The organism is Nesterenkonia sp. HG001 (assembly GCF_034438835.1).
Lineage (GTDB): Bacteria > Actinomycetota > Actinomycetes > Actinomycetales > Micrococcaceae > Nesterenkonia > Nesterenkonia xinjiangensis.
In genome coordinates this window covers 1-18,821 of the sequence record NZ_JAOSZD010000011.1, presented here as the reverse complement: position 1 = coordinate 18,821, position 18,821 = coordinate 1, and the positions used below count along the sequence as shown (strand labels likewise).

The window sequence follows — 18,821 nt, the reverse complement described above, 5'->3', positions numbered from 1 at the left end:
ACCTACAGCTTCTGCGCCAGGATGATGATCTCCGGGCTGTCCGGATGCAGCTCCTCGCGGTCCCAGTCGCCCCAGATCTCCGCCACGGCGAAGCCGGCCTCGGCCAGCGTTTCGATGAGTGTGGGCAGGCTCCTGTAGCGCAGGGTCTCGTGGACCACCAGGTGCCGTCCGTCGGGCAGCACGGTGTGGCCTCGGTGGGTGATCAGCGGACCGTCGGCCTCAGCGTCGGCTGAGGCCTCGTCCACGGCGGCGAGCTCCACCCAGGAGGTGAACTCACCGCCGTCGGGGTGCGGCTGGGTCTCGCGGGTGTGCTCGGCATCCCAGGCGTCAAGCTCCAGCCCCTGCGGATTGCGGGTCTCGAAGGCCAGCCACCCGCCGGGCACCAGGTTCCGGTGAGCCTGGCGCAGCACCTCGTCCCATTCGCCGCGGGGCAGGAAGTACTGGGCCACATGGCCTTCCATAACCGCGAAGTCTGCGACTGCCGTGCGCAGCCGCTCCGCGGTGCCCTGGATCCACGTGACGGTCTCGCCGCCTGGTCGGGACCGCGCGGCTTCGATCATCGCCGCCGCGGGGTCCACCCCGGTGACTTGGAGTCCCCGGCGGGCCAGCTCGACGCCGAGCACTCCGGTGCCGCAGCCGATGTCGCTGATCCGGCGGGCACCCTTCTCCTCGATGAGTGCGGCATAGAACTCGTGGTCCCACATCCCGGAGTTCTCGACGTCGTAGACCTGCACCATGTCCGGGTTCTCGGTCCAGGGCCCTTCGACCGCGACGGCCTCACCCATCAGAACCGCCGCTCGACGGCACCCAGGTGGTGCGCCAGGAACGCGTAGTCCCAGGAGCGTTCCTTCCAAGACTCATAGCGGCCGGAGGCGCCGCCGTGGCCGCCGTCCATCTCGATCTTCAGCACCACCGGGGCCTCGCCCTGCTGGTGCTCGCGCAGCACCTGCACCCATTTGGCCGGCTCCACGTACAGCACCCGGGTGTCATGGAGGCTGGTCACTGCGGCGATCGCCGGATACCGGGTGTCCCGGACGTTTTCATAGGGGGAGTAGGACTTCATGTACGCGTAGACCTCGGGGTCCTCGATGGGGTTGCCCCACTCCTCCCATTCCAGGGCGGAGAGCGGCAGGTCCGGGTCCAGAATGGAGGTGAGGTTGTCCACGAAGGGCACCTGCGCGACGATCGCCGTGTACTTCTCCGGGGCCAGGTTCGCGATGGCGCCCATCAGCAGCCCGCCGGCGGAGCCGCCGAGGGCGGCGATCCGCGCCGGATCCGCCCAACCCTCGCTGATCAGCTGGTCGGTGGCGGCGATGAAGTCGGTGAAGGTGTTGGCCTTGGTCAGCTTCTTGCCGTCCTCGTACCACCAGCGGCCCAGTTCCCCGCCGCCGCGCACATGCGCGATCGCGAAGACCACGCCCCGGTCCAACAGGGAGAGCCGCGGGATCCCGAAGGACGGGTCCATGCTGATCTCATAGGAGCCGTAGCCGTAGACCAGGGTGGGGTTGGTGCCGTCAGGGGTGACGTCGCGATGGTGCATCACCGTGATCGGGACGCGGACAGGGCTGCCGTCGGGGGCGGTGCCCTCGCCCGGTGCCCAGGTCTGGGTCGCCCGGTAGGCGGTGAGGTCGACGTCGTTGACCGGGGTCTCGCGGCGCAGGATCGGCGTCGGCGCGGCGCTGTCGTCGGACGTGGCAGCGTGCGGGATGTCGTAGATCCGTGGCGGTGTGAACCACGAGGTGTAGAGCACCCGGAACAGCGGGGCCTCATGTTCGGCGGAGGTCACGGCGCAGGTGAACAGCTCCTCGTCGAAGGCCGGGCCGGGCAGCGACGACGTCGGCACCGGCGACCCGCCGTCGCGCACCTGCCGCAGCGTGTCCAGAGAGAGCAGCTGCACCGATTCCACGGTGTTCCGCCGGGCGCTGACCAGCACCTGGGCGGCCGTGACGGCCACACCCTCCAGCTTCACGGTGTCCTCGTGAGTGAGGACCTCGGTGCCCAGATCCAGCTCCTCGTCGAGGGCCTGGGCGGCCAGCGACTCCGCTGTGGTCAGGCTCAGCCCGTTGTTCGGCCCGGAGGCGTTGTGGGTGACGAGAAGCAGGCGCTGGCCGTCGAGCTCGATCGGGTCCACGCTGTGCAGCAGACGACGGGCCGCAGAGATCAGCAGCACCGGCTCGGCGTCGGCGTCGGTGAGGTCCAGCAGGCGGGTCTCGTCGTACTCCGAGTTGCCGGAGACGATGATCAGCTCCCGCTTGTCTGAGGAGAGCCCGAATCCGGTCCACAGCTGTTCGTCGCTGATCTCCAGCAGCAGCCGGTCCTGTGCGGCGTCGGTGCCGAGGGTGTGGACATAGAGCCGCCACGGGCGCCAGGTCTCATCGGCCACCATGTAGTAGGCGCGGGCTCCGGTGGGGTCCAGGACTGCGGCGCCGTGGACGTCCTCGACGGTCTCGGGCAGGTTCTCCCCGGTGGTGAGGTCGCGAAAGCGCAAGGTGTGCCGCTCATCGCCCGTGGTGTCCTCGCAGTAGGCGAGCAGGTGGCCGGACTCGTCGATGCTCATCCCGCCCAGCTGGTAGAAGGAGTGTGCCTTCGCCTCGGCGTTGGTGTCGAAGTAGGTCACCTCACCCGGGAGCGCGACGCCGGGCTCCACCTCCGGCGGTGTCCAGGACTCCAGGGCCTGGGCACCGGCGGTCTCGGTGTCCGGGGCGCTGACCGGCACGCGGCAGTAGATCGAGTGCTGCTCACCCTCGATGGTGCGGGTGAAGTACCAGAACCCGCCGCGGCGAGAGGGCACCGTCAGGTCGGTCTCCACAGTGCGGTGCTTGATCTCGGAGAAGATCGCCTCACGCAGCGGCTTCTGCTCCGCGGAGACGGCGTCGGTGTAGGTGTTCTCCGCGTGCAGGTGGTCCTGGACCTCCGGGGAGTCCTTGTCCCGCAGCCACTCGTAGGAGTCGGTGATGGTGTCACCGTGGTGGGTGCGGGTGGTGGGGACCTTCTTCGCCTGCGGGGGAGCGGGGATCTCAGACATGGTCCTCATTCAATCAGGTCGCGAGGCGATCTTGAGGGCTGTGGGCGTGAATTCAGCACGATATCCGAGGCAGGGGGAGCGCCCGCCTCGGGCCAGGCCGCCGTTGGTAGGCTGATGTCGGTATGGTGACGTCGCTCGCATCGTTGGCCGCACTCCTGGCGGCCTTGGGCTGGTTGTGGTCGGAGATAGGGCCTGCACATCCGGCCTTCGCGCTGTGTGTCGCGATGGGGACCTTCGGCACCGTGGTGTTCGTCGGCCGCCCTCTGGCGTCAGTCATCCCGCGCAGGGCCTTCTGCGTGCCGGAAGGGCTCGCCAGGTTCCTGCGGAGGGCGGGCGTCACGCTCTTCGACCGGCTGCTCACGGTGATCGGGTGGAACAGACTCATCCGTCCGCCCGGCGAGCAGGTCGTCTCCCTGGCGGACCTCGAGGACGTGGCGTCGTCCATGCGTGCCTCTGCCGTGGCCCATGCTCTCGGATTCCTCATCCACGCGGCCTTCTCCGTGTCTGCTGCGGTCTCCGGGCTGTGGTGGCCCGCGCTCTGGATCATCGCGCCAGCCGTTCCCCTCCACCTGTATCCGGTGGCTCTTCAGCTGCTCAACCTCGCGAGGGCAGATGCGGTTCTTCGGAAACGTTCTGCCGGCTCTGTCACTCCCCGGCGCGGACCAGTCCCGACTCATAGGCGGTCACCACGATCTGCGTGCGGTCGCGCAGGCCCAGCTTCGTGAGGATCCGGGACACATGGGTCTTCACGGTCTGCTCGGCCAGGTGCAGCTCGCCCGCGATCTCGCTGTTCGCCCGGCCGCGGGCAACGGCCGTCATGACCTCGCGCTCCCGATCGGTCAGGTCCGCCAGCAGGTGGGTCTTGCGCTTCGACGACGGTCTGGCGGCGTAGTCGGCGATCAGCGTGCGGGTGACCTTGGGGGAGAGCAGCGCCTCGCCGGCGGCGACCACCCGGACCGCGTGGGTCAGCTCCTCCGGGGTGGCGTCCTTGAGCAGGAATCCGCTGGCACCGACGCGCAGCGCGTCGAACACGTACTCGTCAGCGTCGAAGGTGGTCAGCATGAGGATCCGGGGCGGAGTCCCGGGCATCTGCGCGATCAGCCGGGTGGCCTCCAGCCCGTTGACCAGGGGCATGCGGATGTCCATGAGCACCACGTCCGGCCGAGTCTGCCGCACCACGTCGACGATCCCCTGGCCGTCCTCCGCGGTGCCCACCACGGTGAGGTCCTCCTGGGCGTCCAGCAGAGCGGCGAAGCCGGCGCGGATCATGGACTGGTCATCCACGATGAGCACGCGGACGGCGGCAGAGGTCTCGGAGGGCATGGTCACCACGCTACCGCCCCGGTACCGCAGGGACATCGCTCTATGGTGTGATGTGACCATCAGAACCTCTGACTCAGGATCGATGCCATGATCCGTCGACTGCTGCGCGACTGTGCCTATGTGCTCCCCGGGCTGCCCATCGCGGTCTTCGGGTTCAGCCTGCTGATCTCGCTGACCGCGGCCTCCATCGTCACCGCTCCGCTGTGGTTCGGGGCGCTGCTGCTGCCGCTGACGCTGATCGTCGCCTCCGGCTTCGCGGAGCTCTCCCGCCGCAGGTTGTGGCTGTGGGGTGCCATCCCCGAACCGGTGGTCTACCGGCCGCGCGGACCTGGCATGGCGGGGATGCTCAAGCTGCTGAGTGACCCTCGGCGCTGGCTCGACCTCGTCTTCGAGTCCGTCATCGCGCTGCCGGTGCGCTTGGTGACCTTCGTCATCGCCGTGCTGTGGATCGCCATGGGTCCGGCCGGGATCACCTACTTCTTCTGGTCCCGCTTCCTCCCGGGGGAGCGCGGACTCATCCAGCTCCTGGAACTGATCGCGCCGGCCGTTCTGCCTGCGGGCGACGTCAGCCGCTACCTCCTGGATTCGGCGGTCTTCCTCATCATCGGGGTCATCTTCCTGGTCACCCTGCCGGCTCTCATGCACGGCCTGGCGTGGCTGGACGCCGTGCTTGCCACGAGCCTGCTGGGCGCCGGCGGTCGTGGGCGGCTGCCCGACGGTGGTTCGCCGACTCAGGAGGCACCGGCGATCGAGCCCTCGGCGCTCTCCACCGGCGCCTCCTTCAGTGCCCAGGCCTGGTCCTGGATGGGAGCGGTGTTCGCCGCCGTCGTGCTGTGCGCGGTGGGGTGGCCGGTGACGGCCGCGGTCTATCAGGTCAACGTGGCCGGGGCGATGGTGCTCACGATCGCCCACTGCGGGGCGCTGGTGCTGACGCTGCGTCATCAGTGGAGCGGGGTCGGGCTGTCGCTGGTCGCCGCGGCGGCCCTGATGGGAGCCACGGCGGAGTCCGGCGTCGGAGTGTGGCCGTGGCCGGTGACGGTGCTGCTCACCCAGTGTGGGGTGCTGCTGGTGGCCGCCCTGCGGCGTCGGTGGTACTGCGCGGCCAGCGGATGGGCGGCCAGCGCGCTGCTGACCGCCGCCGCCGTGCTGGCCGCCGCTCCGGAGGTTCCCAGCGGCGCGCTGAGCACGGCGATCGTCTTCGCCTCAGTGAGCGCCGGAGTGGTGCTCCTGGGAAGTCTGACCAGGCAGTGGATCCTCAACGCCGGGCGGCTGCAGGCCTCTGAGGAGGACAGCGCCCAGCAGACGCAGCGCCGCCGGGAGCTGGAGGAGCGCAATCGGATCGCCCGCGAGCTGCACGACGTGGTCGCTCACAGCATGTCGGTGATCAGCGTGCAGGCGGCCACGGCGAAGTACCGCACTCCGGGCATCGGGGAGTCGGCCCAGCGGGAGTTCGACGAGATCGCCCGGTCGTCGCGGCAGGCTCTGGGGGAGATGCGGATGCTGCTGGGCATTCTGCGGGGCGAGGACGAGGCGCCCACCGGGCCCACACCAGGCCTGGAGGACATCGGTCAGCTGGTCGAGTCCACCCGAGCCTCCGGGGCGACGATCCGTGCCCATGGACTCGGGGCACTGCCGGAGATCCCCTCCGCGGTGGGCCTGGCGGCCTACCGCCTGGTGCAGGAAGCGCTGAGCAACGCGCTGCGGCATGCGCCGGGGTCGACAGTGGAGGTCACCGCTCGAGTCGCCGACGGTCGGTTGCGGCTGAGCGTGGTCAACTCCGTCCCACCCACAGGTGATCTCGTCCCGGCCCCCGGTGCGGGCCTGGGCCTCGCGGGCATCCGGGAACGGGTGAGCGCAGTCGGGGGTGAGGTGGAGACGGGCCCGACGCCGGAGGGTGGGTTCTGTGTGGAGGCGCGCTTGCCGCTGGCGTGAGGTGCGCTCAGCCGTAGGCGTCGAGGAGCTCAGCGCCGATCCTGGCCAGTTCAGCGCGGACAGCGGCGGGCTCCAGCACCTCCAGGTGCTGCCCCCAGCCGGCCAGCTGCTCGGCGAGCCCACGGACGGTGTGGGCGGCCACCTGCACCAGCATCCGGCCTTCTGGCCGGTCCTCCACGTGCTGCGCGTGACGTCCGAAATGGTGCCGGAGCACCGGCCAGTCCGTTTCGCGGACGGACACAGAGGCGACGATGCGGGAGCGTTCCTGCTCGGACCGCTCGACGACGGCCCGCCACGCCTCGTCGAGATCCATCGGGGCTGGTCGGGCCGGCTCGCCGGTGGCACTCAGGGTGGAGATCCTGTCCACACGGAACGTCCTGACGGTGTCCTGCCCGGTTCGTGTAGTCGAGGCTGACCTTTCTGCCCCGGATGATCGCCTGTTGGAGAGCATCCACCTCTGCGGGATGGTCCTGTGCTTGCTGTCCCCACCGGGCGGCGTCTGTCCGCACTGCACTCATCGCGGCGGCGACCTCGAGGTGGAAGGATTCGGGGATCGCGCGCTGGAGCTTGCGCAGCATGGTCTGCTGGCCGGCCGTCGTCGCGGTGGAGCCCAGGGCGGCGAAGAGCGCATGAGCCTCCGACGCCGTCAGTCCGGTCAGATCGGTGCGGGCACCCCCGACCAGTCGCCAGCCCCCGCCACGCCCGGCCTCTGAGTAGACGGGCACACCGGCCGTGCTGAGGGCCTCGAGGTCACGGCGGGCCGTGGCCACGGAGACGTCCAGCTCGTCGGCGATCTCCCGTGCGGTCGCCCGCTTCCTGGTCTGGAGGATGAGGAGGACCGCGATGAGGCGGTGGGCGCGCATGGGGAGAGCGTAGCAAGGAAAGTGCTCATACCCTGAGCACTTTCCTTGGGAGAGTGGAGTTGGCATCACGGACGCCCCAGGTGCCGGCCCCAGACCCACACATCAGATGAGGAGAACGCCATGCTGCGAGGAATGACGACCCAGACCCACTACGTCGAGGACGTGCCGGCGGTGATCGCCTGGTACAGCGACCTGCTCGACCTCCAGCCCTACTTCCTGCGTCCATCAGCCCAGGAGCCGGCCTACGCGGAGTTCCGGATCGGTCCCGACGAGGATGTCGCCTCGGCCATGGATGACCTGGTGTCGCGGGGAGCCACGGAAGTGGAGCCCCTGGTGCGCCGAGAGGCGGGATTCGTCACGGGCGTGGTGCGTGATCCGTTCGGCCTCGTCCTGGGGCTCATGCACAGCCCACACTGGGCGAGCCGGCACTGAGGGAACCGGAACAGATCCCGGCCCCACCCGGCTGGTCTCAGCGTCCGCGGTACTGGGTGATGAGCGGGCAGTCCATCGGGTCGGCGTATCCCAGCCCCACCCGGTTCAGGTAGCGAAGGATGATGCCGTAGGACTCGATGATGCCGGCCTCGGTGTAGGGCACGTCCCGTTCCGCGCAGAAGCGCTGAACGATCGGGCGGACCTTGCGCAGATTCATGCTGGGCATGCGCGGGAACAGGTGGTGCTCGATCTGCAGGTTCAGGCCGCCCATCGCCCAGTCCATGAGCACGCCGCCGCGGATGTTGCGGGAGGTCAGCACCTGCCGGCGCAGGAAGTCGACACGCTCGTTCTTCGGGATCAGCGGCATGCCCTTGTGGTTCGGGGCGAAGCTGCCGCCCATGTACACGCCGAAGACCACCAGCTGGATGGCGAGGAACGCCAGACCCAGAGGAAGTCCCAGGGTCAGCAGCACGAGCGCGGGGAAGCCCACCAGGCGCACGGTGATCAGCACGGCCTCCACGGCGCGGTGCTTGACCTTCGGCTCCAGGATGATCGTCCGCACCGCGTTGTAGTGCAGGGCGAAGGCGAAGAGCGTCAGCAGCGGGAAGAACAGCCAGCCCTGGTGACGGGTGATCCAGCCCATGAACCCGGTGCGGTCCTTCTCCTCGCCGGGGACGAAGACGAGGGCGCCGGTGGCGATGTCTCCGTCGCGCCCGATGGTGTTGGGGCTGGCGTGGTGGCGCCCGTGCTTCCGGGACCACCAGGCGTAGCTCAGGCCCACACCCAGGTTGCCGACGATGCGCGAGAACCACTCGTTGCGGTGCCCGGAGGCGAAGACCTGCTGGTGCGCGCTGTCATGGGAGAGGAAGGCCAGCTGGGTGAACAGAATCCCGAAGACTCCGGCCAGTGCGAGCTGCCACAGGCTCTGTCCGAGGGTCAGCATCAGTGCCAGGGAGCCGGCGGTGGCCAGTCCCAGGATCACCAGCCGCAGGATGTACCGGTCGGCCCGGCGGTCCATGAGCCCAGCCTCTTTGACCTCCGCGGCCAGGGCCGCGAAGTCCTTGGTCAAGGTATTGCGGGGGATGCGCGTGGCGGTGTCCACGCCGCTGCCCCGCTCGGTGCTCGGGGTGTCGATGCTGGTGATACTCATGCGCTCAGCGTAGAGAGCCGGCCAGCGTGTCGGCGTCACTCGCTGGAGCCATCTCTGCCCCCTACCGGAGTAGGGGGTGCCGGGCCCTCAGGCCTTGACCCGCCGCCTGCCCGGGTGAAGGCTTCCTCCATGCGTTTCATCCTCATCCCGGGGCTGTGGCTCGCCGCCGACTTCTGGGGACCGGTCACCGACCTGCTGCGGCAGGCCGGCCACACCGTGCAGCCGCTCACCCTTCCAGGGCTGGAGGCGTCCGAGGCCGACCGCTCCGGCTTGACCCTCCACGATCATCTGGACTCGGTGCTCGCCGCCGTCGACGCCCACCCGGAGGGCGCCGTCGTCGTCGGCCATTCGGCGTCGGCCACGCTCGCGCACCTGGCTGCCGACGCCCGGCCGGAGGCAGTGACCCGCACGGTGATGATCGGCGGTATGCCGGCCACTGAGGGGCGGCCGTTCCTGGAGGGGTTCCCCGCTGACGGCAGGGACGTCCCCTTCCCCGGTTGGGCGGGCTTCGAGCCCGCTGACGTCCGGGACCTCGACGAGGGTGCCCGCGCCCGCCTGGAGGCGATGATGCGACCCAGCCCGGCCGGGGTGCTGGAGACTCCGGTGGCCTACCGAGACCCCCGGCGGCATGACATCCCGGTGACGGTGATCTGCCCGGAGTTCAGCACTGCGGACTGCCGGGAGTGGTTGGCGGCTGGCTTCATGCCGGAGCTGGCGGCCGGATCCGACGTCGAGCTGGTGGATCTGGACTCCGGCCATTGGCCGCAGGTCACCTGCCCTGAGAACCTGGCGCGGCTTCTCGCTGCTGCAGGTAGTCGCTGACGTCCTCGCGATCCCAGCACTCCACGTTCTTCAGGTCCGGCATGTCCTCGGCCACGAAGACCGGGTCCAGGCCCTGCTTGCGCTGGGAGTCGAAGTGCTTCAGCAGTCGGAAGGCCTTGCCTCCGAGCAGACAGATCACCACCAGGTTGAACAGCGCGATGATCACCATGGTGACTCCGGCGATGGCCCAGGCGAGGTCCACGCTCATGATGGATCCCAGGAACACCACTCCGGTGAGCACCAGAGCGAAGATCTTCCGGACCGTCTCCGAGGACGAGATGAACAGGATGTTCGCCTCGCCGTAGGAGTAGTTCCCCAGGATGGAGGTGAACGCCACCAGGGTGATGATCACCGCCAAGGCGATGGCGCCGAAGGCGCCCAGATTCGCCTCCAGGGCGCCCTGGGTGAGCTCGACGCCGAGGTTGGCCTCCGCGCCGAGGGGATCCTCGAAGGTGAAGAGGATGATGAACGCGGTCACCGAGCAGATGATGATCGTGTCGAGGTAGACGCCGAGGGTCTGGACCAGACCCTGTTTGGCGGGGTGGGAGACGTCGGCGGTGGCCGCGACGTTCGGCACCGAACCCATACCGGCCTCGTTGGAGAACATGCCGCGCTGCACCCCGGCCATGATCACCATGCCGAAGGCACCACCGGCGGCGGAGCGCATGTCGAAGGCGTCGCCGAGGATCTGGGTGAGCACCCGCGGCAGCTCCTCGATGTTCATGATGATCACCACGAGCCCGAGGATGATGTAGAGCGAGGCCATCAGCGGCACCACGTTCTGAGCGACCCGGGCGACGCTGCGCAGGCCGGCGACGACGATCAGTCCGGTCAGCACGGTCAGCACCACCGCGAGGATCCAGGTCAGCGTGGTGGTGTCCGCCATTCCGGTGGCGCCTGCGGCACCGGTGACGGCGTCGACGACGGTGTTGGCTTGCAGAGAGGTGAAGGACAGGGCGAAGCAGAAGATGAAGATCACGGCGAAGACGATGCCGCCGCTGCGCGAGCCTAGTCCGCGCTGGATGTAGTAGGCGGGCCCACCCTTGAAGGTGTCGAAGCGGCGGGTCTTGTAGAGCTGGGCCAGGGTGGACTCCACGAAGGAGGCCGCGGAGTTGAGGATGGCCATCACCCACATCCAGAAGATCGCTCCGGGGCCACCCATGGCGATCGCCCCGGCCACGCCGGCGATGTTCCCGGTGCCCACGCGGGCGGAGGCGGTGATCGTGAAGGCCTGGAAGGCGGAAAGCGACTTGGTGCGTCCGGTGTCGTCGCGCCGTGCCTTTTCCACGATGGCGGTGAACATCGCCGGCAGGTGCCGCAGCTGGACCACTCCGGTGCGGATGGTCATGTAGGCGCCGACGCCGATGATGACCCAGATGCCGAGCCAGTTCCAGGCGATCTCTTCGATGTCTCCGATGATCTGGAGCAGTGAATCCATAGTCATGATGGGCTGACCCTATCGCGCGCTGTGAGGCGGGCAACAGGGAGAAATCGTGCCGCCGGGGTGATTTCCTGGCGTGCTGCGCAGGTCATCATGCCGTGCCGGCGCGGTGATCACCAGGGTTGAAACGTTTTTAGCATCACTGTTGTCGAGGGCAACCGCGCCGCTCTAGGGTGATCTACGTTACAACGTTGGATGATCCGAGAGCGCTGAACGAGGAGCTGAGCCTGTGCCTTATCGACGACGAACAGCACGTACCGCCGCCGCTGTCCTGGCGGGAGCCGCCGCGCTGACGCTGACGGCGGGATCCGTGTCCGCCGATCCGCAGCCGGGCCACCAGCTGGAGGCCCTGGACCGCGGCCTGGTCGCCGTCGGGACCGACGACGGCGTCTTCCTCAGCTGGCGACTGCTGGGTGACGAGGTGAGCGGCCACACCGGCCATGGGATGAAGGGGCCGAACTTCCATGTCCTGCGTGACGGGCAGCGGATCGCCACCGTCAACGACTCCACCAACTTCCACGACGCGCACGGCGACGCTGACGCCACCTACACCGTCACCCCGGTCGGCAACGCACCGCACAACGGCCCCGACGGTGAGGCCGAGGTCTGGGCCGAGGGCCACTACGATCTGCCGCTGGACAAGCCTGAGGGCGGCGTCACTCCGGCAGGGGAGGAGTACGAGTACCACGCGAACGACGTCTCCGTCGGGGACGTCACCGGTGACGGACGCTATGAGTTCATCGTGAAATGGGACCCCAGCAACTCCAAGGACGTCTCCCAGGTGGGCTACACCGGGGAGGTCTACGTGGACACCTACACCCTCGACGGTAAGCTGCTGAACCGCATCGAGCTGGGCCCCAACATCCGCGCCGGAGCCCATTACACGCAGTTCCTGGTCTACGACTTCGACGGCGACGGCACCTCCGAGATCATGATGAAGACCGCCCCGGGCACCGTGGCCGGCGACGGCGAGCACGTCTCGATGCCGCAGGCCGACCTCGACGCGGGATACAGCCACGAGGATGACTACCGGCTCAGCGCCGACGACTACTACGAGCATGTGGTCGAGATGTTCCGCGGCTGGCACGAGCATCCGGAGGTGGTCTCCGGCCAGTGGCCGGAGACCCTGGAGGAGGCCTTCGGCGAGGAGCCCTCCCACGAGTATCCGCTCAGCGACGCGGATGCCCGCGAGCTGGCCGACCACTTCATCGACGACTACGCGCCCGAGCGCAGCGATCGCAACGACCTGCGCAATTTCGAGGGCTTCATCGTCCACGGCCCCGAGTACCTGACGGTCTTCGACGGTGAGTCGGGTGCTGAGCTGGACACGGTGGAGTACACGCCCGAGCGTGGCGACGACGGGCTGATGTGGGGCGACTATGCGATGTCCCGCATCGAGCCGGGCAACCGGGTGGACCGTTTCCTGGCCGGTGTGGCCTACCTGGACGGCCAGGCGCCGTCGGCCGTCTTCGCCCGTGGGTACTACACCCGCTCAGCGGCCGCGGCGTACGACTTCGACGGCGAGCAGATCACCGAGCGGTGGGTGGCCGACTCCGGGCATGTGCCGATGGACAACCCCTTCGACGCCAGGCCGCACGGCAGCCCCGGCACCGATCCCGAGCTGGGGGACTTCGCCGGCCAGGGCTTCCATTCGCTGAGCGTGGCCGACGTCGACGGCGACGGCAACCAGGAGATCATCTACGGCTCCGCCACCCTGGACCACGACGGCAGCCTGCTGTACTCCTCCACCGACACTGGGCATCCCGACAGCCCGATCGCCGGGCAGGAGGCTCCGCTGGGACATGGCGATGCGCTGCACGTGGGGCACTTCGACCCCGCACGTCCCGGCCAGGAGATCTTCTCCGTCCATGAGGCCGGACCCTGGGCGCCGTATGGCTACGTGATGCGCGACGCCGCCACGGGAGAGACCCTGTGGGGCGGCTACACGGGCACCGATGTGGGCCGCGGGATGGTCGGCGACATCGACCCGGACACCGCCGGCTACCACGCCTGGGCCTCCATCCCGCCGGGAGAGGACGACGGCGCCACCGGACTGTGGACCGCCGACGGCGAGCAGGTCGACGGCGCCGTCCCCGGCACGAACATGAGCATCAGGTGGGCGGCGGACATGACCACCCAGCTGATCAGCGGCGACCGGGAGGCCACCCCGCGGATCGAGGACTGGCAGAACGGCACCCTGCTGGAGGCTGAGGGGACGCTGACGAACAACTACACCAAGGGGAACCCCTCCCTGGTGGCAGACGTCTTCGGCGACTGGCGCGAGGAGCTCGTGCTGCGCACCACGGACAGCGAGGCCCTGCGGATCCACACCTCCACCGAGGTGACCGACCGCCGCCTGTACACGCTGATGCATGACCCGCAGTACCGGGTCGGCGTCGCCTTCCAGCAGACCGCCTACAACCAGCCGACCTACCCGGACTTCTACTTGGGCCACCAGATCGACTGGAAGCAGGTGCCGATCCCGGACGGTCACTACCCGGCAGCCGACTGAGGTCGGAGCTGACGGAGTCGTTCCTCGCCAAGGGGGTGTCCGTGGTGCAGAATGAAGCACTACGGGCACCCGCTTGGCAGAGAAGGTGATCACGATGGCCGCGACCCCTGGCCTCGCCCCATTCACCCGCGTGGACGACGACGTCTGGATGACCACCGTCGACGGCGGAGTCACACCCCTGAACATCGGCCTGGTGGTCGGCACACGGCAGGCCGTGCTGATCGATCCCGGGCCGGCCGAGGGCGACCATCGCGCCCTGCTGGCCGCCGTCCGAGATGTCACCGACGTGGAGCTGGTCGTGGTGAACACCCATGGCCATGGTGACCACATCGGGGCGAACGCCTTCCTGCGTGAACAGGGGGTGGAGATCATCCTGGCTCACCGCGATGCCGAGGTCGCCACCTCCACGCAGCTGGTGCAGGAGGGCCCGGTGTCTCTGGACATCGGCGGCATCGACGTCGTCGTCGAGCACCTGGGCCGTGGCCACACCGACGGCGACGTCGTCGTCGTGGTCCGCCGGGAGGGTCACGACGGCATCATGTTCTGCGGCGATCTGGTCCGCGAGGGCACGGATCCGAGCTTCCGCGACTCCCATCCCATGGAGTGGGTGCGTACCCTGGGCCGGATCTGGTCCATGGCCGGGAGCTTCTCCCGGATCATCCCGGGCCACGGCAGACCGGTCGACGCCGACTTCGTCGCCTCCATGCGACGGCGCATGCAGCAGGGGCACTCGGTATCCCAGCAGGCGCTGCGGGACGCGGTGAACGACGCCACCAAGGCGATCCCGATCCTGCCCTACGGCCCGGAAGAGTCCAGGGAACTCATCACCCGGCTGCGTGCGGGCCACTGATCCGATCCGCCCATGCTGATCAACAATCGCCGCCCCTCAGGGGAGGGACACGGGGAGCCGGACTTCCAGGTGAAGCTGAACTGGCTCTTCGTGATCCTCGCGGCCATGGTCATCTTCGGCCTGGCGATCTGGGCGAGCATCGACTGGCGTTCCTGAGCCCGAGGCCCCTGGATCAGACCTCGTAGAGGTGGGTGAACTGCGGGGGGACCGGATGGTCGGACTGCTGCGGCGCATGCACGGGCTGCCCGTGGTGCCGGCGACCGGCCTCGGCGTCGAAGAAGGTGATCCCGGCAGCGCAGAGCAGGAAGCCCGGTCCCACCGGCAGCAGGGTGCCGGCCAGCCAGTGCCAGCCGCTGGGGTCCTGAGCCGCCGTGCGGATCGCCTCCCAGCCGCCGGCGAAGAGTAGCGCAAGCCCGGCGGCCACGCAGAACACGACCCCCAGGAACCAGGCGAGGCCGGCGCCCGCCCCGACGGCGGTGTCATCCTCCAGGGTCACGGTGTTCCAGCGCTCGCCGGTGCGCATCACCAGCCAGCCGCCGAGGAGCCCCCAGAGCGCGACCACCAGATAGGCGGCGATGATGTCGGAGGCGAAGTGCCCGGTCATGAAGATCGCCGCCCCGGAGAAGACAGCGAGCAGCCCGGTGAACAGCCCGATGAAAGGGCGCTGGTGCGGGGCGCTGACCAGGAACACGGCGACGGCGGCGGCCGCGGCCAGTGTGGCGTGACCTGAGGGGAACGACGCGACGTCCCACCACCACAGCTGCATGTTGGGGTCTGACATCGGCACGTCCGGGTCCACCCGGTGGATCCACACGCCCTTCAGTGCCTGGGTGGTGATGTTCGCCCCCAGGAACACGGCCACTGCGATGCCGGCACCCACGAAACGCTGGCGGAGCAGAGTGATGGCGAGGAAGATCACCCCGGCGATGATCGCCGTGACCGTCGGAGCCGCCCCCAGCACCTCCCGGAGGGTGTCGTTCTGCAGCGGGCCCTGGGTGATGTTCCAGTACCGGGACTCCAGGGTGGCCTGCTCCAGCCACTGGCCCGTGGACGAGCGGATGAAGAACTCGTGCACCGCCACCAGGGTGAATGCGCACACCAGCATGCCCAGCACCCAGAGCCAGGTGCGGCGTGCCGGCGGACGGGGGCGGGACGAGGCAGCGGACATGTGCACCAGTATCGCAGGCCGGCATCGTCAAGGTGCCTACACTGTGGCCATGACACGCCTGCCGGACCCCGAGGAGCTGCTCGACGACGCCGTCGTCGTCAGGCTGCCCATGCGCACTCGATTTCGCGGGCAGATCGTCCGCGAGGCGATGCTGCTGCGCGGTCCCGCCGGCTGGGCGGAGTTCGCGCCGTTCCCCGAATACGCGGCCGCCGAGTCCGCGGCATGGCTGGACGCCGCCGTGGAAGCCGGCTGGCGCGGCCTGGGGGCTCCGCGGCGCACCCACGTGCCGATCAACGCGACCATGCCGGCCGTCACGGCCGGAGAGGTCCCCGCGGTGCTGGAGCGCTACGGGCGACCGGAGACCATCCCCGCGGTGAAGATCAAGGTGGCAGAACCGGGGCAGAACCTCGCAGACGACCTCGCCCGCATCCGTGAGGTCGCTCGCCTGGTGCCGCATGCCGGGCTGCGCGTGGACGCCAATGGCGGCTGGAGCCACGCGGAGGCGCTTCACGCGATCGAGACGATCTCCGCCGTCGTCGGCGACCGGCTGGAGTATGCGGAGCAGCCGGTGGCCGGGGTGGAGCCGCTGGCCGTGCTGCGCGAAGAGCTGCACCGCCGGGGGGTGCCGATTCTCCTGGCCGCCGACGAGGCCGTGCGCAAGGCCGAGGATCCTCTGCGTGTGGCCCGGCTGGGTGCGGCTGATCTCATCGTGGTCAAGGTTCCGCCGCTGGGCGGTGTGGGTCGAGCGGCGGAGGTGGTCCGTGCCTCCGGACTGGACGCCGTCGTCTCTTCCGCCCTGGACACCTCCATCGGTCTGGCGGCCGGGCTGGCGCTGGCCGCCCGGTTGGACTCGCTGCCCTTCGCCTGCGGCTTGGGCACTGCGGCGCTCTTGGCCGCCGACGTCGTCGATCACCCGCTGATCCCCTGGGAAGGGGCGCTGCCGGTGCCGCTGCGCGACGGCGTGGTGGTGGCTCCGGAGCCGGCGGAACGGCTGCTGGCCGAGCATCGTGTGGAGGGGGAGCGCCGAGCCTGGTGGGAGGAGCGGCTGCGGGCCGCCCACGCGGTGCTGGAGGAAGCGGCGTCTTAGGATTGGGGCATGCATTCCAGTAGGCGTCCCTTTCGCGAATTCGATGACTCCGAGGACGCCGAGGCCCTGCGTCTTGCCCGTCGGGTGGTACGTGGCCTGAGTCTGAGCATGCGACATGTGGTGATCGCACCCGGCTCGCGGTCCGCACCGCTGGCCTACGCGCTGGCCGAGGCCGAGCAGCTGGGGGCCATCCGCCTGCATGTGCGCATCGACGAGCGCTCGGCGGCCTATACGGCGTTGGGCATCGCGCTGGACTCCGGGCGGCCCGCCGGGGTGGTGACCACCTCCGGGACGGCGGTCGGGAACCTGATGCCGGCGATGATGGAGGCCGACATGGCCGGGGTCCCGCTGGTGGCGATCACCGCCGATCGGCCCGAAGAGCTCCACGGCACTGGGGCGAACCAGACCACCTGGCAGCAGGGGATGTTCGCGGCACGAGTGCGCGACGAGATCCATCTGGAGCAGGGGGAGGTCCGAATGGAGCCGGTCTCCCGGGATGACCTGCTCTCCGCGGAGACTCAGGTGTCGCTGCTGATGCGGCAGGCCGCCGAGTCCCGTGGGAGAGGGCCGGGCCCGGTGCATCTGAACATCGGCTTCCGGGATCCTCTGGTTCCGCGCTCACCCGACGGCGAGGCCCCGCCGCCTCCCCAGCGGTGGGCCCGTCGCCCCGTGCTCCCGGACTCGCCGGCCCGGCCGGCCGAGCAGGGGCGAAGCAGCACCTTGCTGGACGGGCTCGACGCGCAGGAACGGGAAGCGGCCCGGGAGCAGATTCGGCGCAGCCTGCGAGCTGTGCAGGACATCGAGCCGGACGTGCGCACCGTGTTCGTGCTGGGACACGACGCTCCGGCGGAGGTGGCACAGCTGGCCCTGGAACTGGGCCACCCCCTGCTGGCCGAGCCGACGAGCGGCTCGCGGCACGCCGATGCGGCAGTGCCTGCCTACCGGCTGCTGCTGCAGGCGCCCGAGACGAGCGCAGCCGGACGGCTGACCGCCTCCGTGCAGCGGGTGGTGGTGGCCGGGCGGCCGACGCTGTCCCGCCCCGTGCAGCGGCTGCTGGCCGCCGAGGGGGTTGACGTCGTCCAGTATCGACCCGCAGGGGTCGGCTGGCATGATGAGCGCCTGCCTCGTCCGGTGCAGGCAGACCCGCAGCGGATCCGGGAGTTCGCCGGCGCCCCGCCGCAAGGATGGTTGGAGGAGTGGCTGGCCCTGGGCCGAGGGGCGCAGCAGGTCGTCGACCGGGAGCTGGCGGAGGCGTCGGCCGGCGGACTGAGCTCGGTGCAGGTGGCGCAGGCGGTGGCGGAGACCGTCCGGACCCCGCTGCTTCTGGGGTCCTCCTCGGTGATCCGTGACGTCGACCTGTCAGCTCGGCTGGGCGAGCCAGGGCCCGCGCGGCTGTTCGCGCTGCGGGGCCTCTCCGGGATCGACGGCAACGTCTCGGCAGCCTCGGGCGTCTCGTTGTCCCGCGGGCATCGGGTGACGGCGCTGGTGGGGGACCTGACGTTCCTGCACGACCTCAACGCGCTGCTGCTGCCCTCCGGGGAGCAGGCGCCCAGCGTGGACGTGGTGGTGGTCAACGACGGCGGCGGGGCGATCTTCGACCAGCTGGAGCACGGCGAGGTGGGGCGACGTCCCGGGCAGGCAGATGCCGTGGAGCGGCTGTTCGGGACCCCGCAGGCGGTGGATCTCGCCTCCGTGGCGGCCGGGTTCGCGGTGGAGCATCGGAGGGTCGAGACTTTGGGCGAGCTGGGGCAGGCGCTCGCTCACCCGGACGACAGGCTCGGGCTGCGGATCATCGAGGTCCGCACCGATCGCCGGGGGCTGCGCGAGCTGCACGCCAGGATGAAGGAGGGCGTGGCCGGTCTGTGACGGGCGCAACGGTACAGCCGGCCCTCAGGACAGCAGCTGGACCGGGGTGGGGCAGTGGAGGAGGTCCACCGGACCACGGACCGGTGAAGGACGACGTCGGCGCGGCAGGGCGGAAAGCCCGACGGGGCGCTCCGATGGACGGACGTCAGGCGTGAGTCGGACTGCAGGCGCGCGGTGGCGACATGGTTCTCGAGGTGGGGCTGGTTCTGGTGAGGTTGGATCCGGGGCCGGACGTGCGGGTATCTCGAGGTGGCCGTGGGATTTGAGTCGATGATGTCGTCGGCACAGTGCCTGGAGGTTTCCCCCAGTGGTAGGGCCTGTCGGGTAGGGGAGTCGATGATCCAGATCGC

The 18,821-nt window shown here is 69.4% G+C and carries 15 protein-coding genes and 1 pseudogene; 8 read left to right on the top strand and 8 right to left on the bottom strand.

Annotated elements, in window-relative coordinates; all coding sequences use genetic code 11:
• Nucleotides 1-2: 2 nt before the first annotated feature.
• The 3 genes from ODE13_RS15500 to ODE13_RS15490 form a co-directional block, all read right to left on the bottom strand.
• Nucleotides 3-785 (bottom strand): class I SAM-dependent methyltransferase, encoded by a 783-nt coding sequence (locus tag ODE13_RS15500; protein ID WP_322480067.1) that lies wholly within the window; start codon nt 783-785, stop codon nt 3-5.
• Entirely contained in the window at nt 785-3,034 is a 2,250-nt protein-coding gene (locus tag ODE13_RS15495) for a S9 family peptidase (protein ID WP_416210738.1), read from the bottom strand. Before ODE13_RS15495 ends, ODE13_RS15500 begins: the two co-directional genes overlap by 1 nt.
• Before the next feature lie 636 nt (nt 3,035-3,670).
• Complete coding sequence (locus tag ODE13_RS15490) at nt 3,671-4,348, bottom strand: response regulator transcription factor (protein ID WP_322480065.1); 678 nt, start codon at nt 4,346-4,348, stop codon at nt 3,671-3,673.
• Nucleotides 4,349-4,435: 87 nt separating this feature from the next.
• Here ODE13_RS15490 and ODE13_RS15485 point away from each other — a divergent pair, with 87 nt between their 5' ends.
• Nucleotides 4,436-6,280, top strand: coding sequence for a sensor histidine kinase (locus ODE13_RS15485; protein ID WP_179540976.1), 1,845 nt, complete (start codon nt 4,436-4,438; stop codon nt 6,278-6,280).
• A gap of 7 nt (nt 6,281-6,287) precedes the next feature.
• On the opposite strand, the gene ODE13_RS15480 is transcribed toward ODE13_RS15485, so the two are convergent.
• Together ODE13_RS15480 and ODE13_RS15475 are read right to left on the bottom strand one after the other, a co-directional pair.
• A complete protein-coding gene (locus ODE13_RS15480; protein ID WP_322480064.1) occupies nt 6,288-6,647 on the bottom strand; it encodes a WYL domain-containing protein in 360 nt (119 codons plus the stop codon).
• A gap of 382 nt (nt 6,648-7,029) precedes the next feature.
• Nucleotides 7,030-7,143 (bottom strand): annotated as a pseudogene (locus ODE13_RS15475) (HTH domain-containing protein); the annotation flags it as partial.
• A 132-nt stretch (nt 7,144-7,275) separates the two neighbouring features.
• Here ODE13_RS15475 and ODE13_RS15470 point away from each other — a divergent pair.
• Nucleotides 7,276-7,575, top strand: a complete 300-nt coding sequence (locus tag ODE13_RS15470) for a VOC family protein (RefSeq protein ID WP_322480063.1) — start codon at nt 7,276-7,278, stop codon at nt 7,573-7,575.
• 37 nt (nt 7,576-7,612) lie between these two features.
• On the opposite strand, the gene ODE13_RS15465 is transcribed toward ODE13_RS15470, so the two are convergent.
• Complete coding sequence (locus tag ODE13_RS15465) at nt 7,613-8,725, bottom strand: fatty acid desaturase family protein (protein WP_179540974.1); 1,113 nt, start codon at nt 8,723-8,725, stop codon at nt 7,613-7,615.
• A gap of 129 nt (nt 8,726-8,854) precedes the next feature.
• Between ODE13_RS15465 and ODE13_RS15460 the strand changes: the two genes are divergently transcribed.
• Nucleotides 8,855-9,547: an alpha/beta hydrolase gene (locus ODE13_RS15460; RefSeq protein ID WP_322480062.1), complete on the top strand. Its 693-nt coding sequence runs from the start codon at nt 8,855-8,857 to the stop codon at nt 9,545-9,547.
• On the opposite strand, the gene ODE13_RS15455 is transcribed toward ODE13_RS15460, so the two are convergent.
• Nucleotides 9,495-10,991, bottom strand: coding sequence for an alanine/glycine:cation symporter family protein (locus ODE13_RS15455; RefSeq protein ID WP_322480061.1), 1,497 nt, complete (start codon nt 10,989-10,991; stop codon nt 9,495-9,497). The two genes, ODE13_RS15460 and ODE13_RS15455, sit on opposite strands and share 53 nt — an antisense overlap.
• Before the next feature lie 226 nt (nt 10,992-11,217).
• Here ODE13_RS15455 and ODE13_RS15450 point away from each other — a divergent pair, with 226 nt between their 5' ends.
• The 3 genes from ODE13_RS15450 to ODE13_RS15440 all read left to right on the top strand — a co-directional run bounded on the left by ODE13_RS15450 (nt 11,218) and on the right by ODE13_RS15440 (nt 14,506).
• Nucleotides 11,218-13,500: a rhamnogalacturonan lyase gene (locus ODE13_RS15450; protein WP_416210735.1), complete on the top strand. Its 2,283-nt coding sequence runs from the start codon at nt 11,218-11,220 to the stop codon at nt 13,498-13,500.
• 94 nt (nt 13,501-13,594) lie between these two features.
• Nucleotides 13,595-14,350 (top strand): MBL fold metallo-hydrolase, encoded by a 756-nt coding sequence (locus ODE13_RS15445; RefSeq protein WP_322480060.1) that lies wholly within the window; start codon nt 13,595-13,597, stop codon nt 14,348-14,350.
• 12 nt (nt 14,351-14,362) lie between these two features.
• Complete coding sequence (locus ODE13_RS15440; RefSeq protein ID WP_179540970.1) at nt 14,363-14,506, top strand: hypothetical protein; 144 nt, start codon at nt 14,363-14,365, stop codon at nt 14,504-14,506.
• 16 nt (nt 14,507-14,522) lie between these two features.
• Here ODE13_RS15440 and ODE13_RS15435 read toward each other — a convergent pair whose 3' ends face one another.
• Nucleotides 14,523-15,518: a phosphatase PAP2 family protein gene (locus tag ODE13_RS15435; protein WP_322480059.1), complete on the bottom strand. Its 996-nt coding sequence runs from the start codon at nt 15,516-15,518 to the stop codon at nt 14,523-14,525.
• 49 nt (nt 15,519-15,567) lie between these two features.
• Here ODE13_RS15435 and ODE13_RS15430 point away from each other — a divergent pair, with 49 nt between their 5' ends.
• Nucleotides 15,568-16,605 (top strand): o-succinylbenzoate synthase, encoded by a 1,038-nt coding sequence (locus ODE13_RS15430; protein WP_322480058.1) that lies wholly within the window; start codon nt 15,568-15,570, stop codon nt 16,603-16,605.
• Nucleotides 16,606-16,614: 9 nt separating this feature from the next.
• On the top strand, nt 16,615-18,471 hold the full coding sequence (gene menD / locus ODE13_RS15425) for a 2-succinyl-5-enolpyruvyl-6-hydroxy-3-cyclohexene-1-carboxylic-acid synthase (protein ID WP_322480057.1): 1,857 nt from the start codon (nt 16,615-16,617) through the stop codon (nt 18,469-18,471).
• Nucleotides 18,472-18,821: the final 350 nt, after the last annotated feature.

Coding starts and splice junctions, on each gene's coding strand:
- ODE13_RS15500 (WP_322480067.1), bottom strand. CDS start 785: ATGGGTGAGGCCGTCGCGGTCGAAGGGCCCTGGACCGAGAACCCGGAC.
- ODE13_RS15495 (WP_416210738.1), bottom strand. CDS start 3,034: ATGAGGACCATGTCTGAGATCCCCGCTCCCCCGCAGGCGAAGAAGGTC.
- ODE13_RS15490 (WP_322480065.1), bottom strand. CDS start 4,348: ATGCCCTCCGAGACCTCTGCCGCCGTCCGCGTGCTCATCGTGGATGAC.
- ODE13_RS15485 (WP_179540976.1), top strand. CDS start 4,436: ATGATCCGTCGACTGCTGCGCGACTGTGCCTATGTGCTCCCCGGGCTG.
- ODE13_RS15470 (WP_322480063.1), top strand. CDS start 7,276: ATGACGACCCAGACCCACTACGTCGAGGACGTGCCGGCGGTGATCGCC.
- ODE13_RS15465 (WP_179540974.1), bottom strand. CDS start 8,725: ATGAGTATCACCAGCATCGACACCCCGAGCACCGAGCGGGGCAGCGGC.
- ODE13_RS15460 (WP_322480062.1), top strand. CDS start 8,855: ATGCGTTTCATCCTCATCCCGGGGCTGTGGCTCGCCGCCGACTTCTGG.
- ODE13_RS15455 (WP_322480061.1), bottom strand. CDS start 10,991: ATGACTATGGATTCACTGCTCCAGATCATCGGAGACATCGAAGAGATC.
- ODE13_RS15445 (WP_322480060.1), top strand. CDS start 13,595: ATGGCCGCGACCCCTGGCCTCGCCCCATTCACCCGCGTGGACGACGAC.
- ODE13_RS15440 (WP_179540970.1), top strand. CDS start 14,363: ATGCTGATCAACAATCGCCGCCCCTCAGGGGAGGGACACGGGGAGCCG.
- ODE13_RS15435 (WP_322480059.1), bottom strand. CDS start 15,518: ATGTCCGCTGCCTCGTCCCGCCCCCGTCCGCCGGCACGCCGCACCTGG.
- ODE13_RS15430 (WP_322480058.1), top strand. CDS start 15,568: ATGACACGCCTGCCGGACCCCGAGGAGCTGCTCGACGACGCCGTCGTC.
- menD (WP_322480057.1), top strand. CDS start 16,615: ATGCATTCCAGTAGGCGTCCCTTTCGCGAATTCGATGACTCCGAGGAC.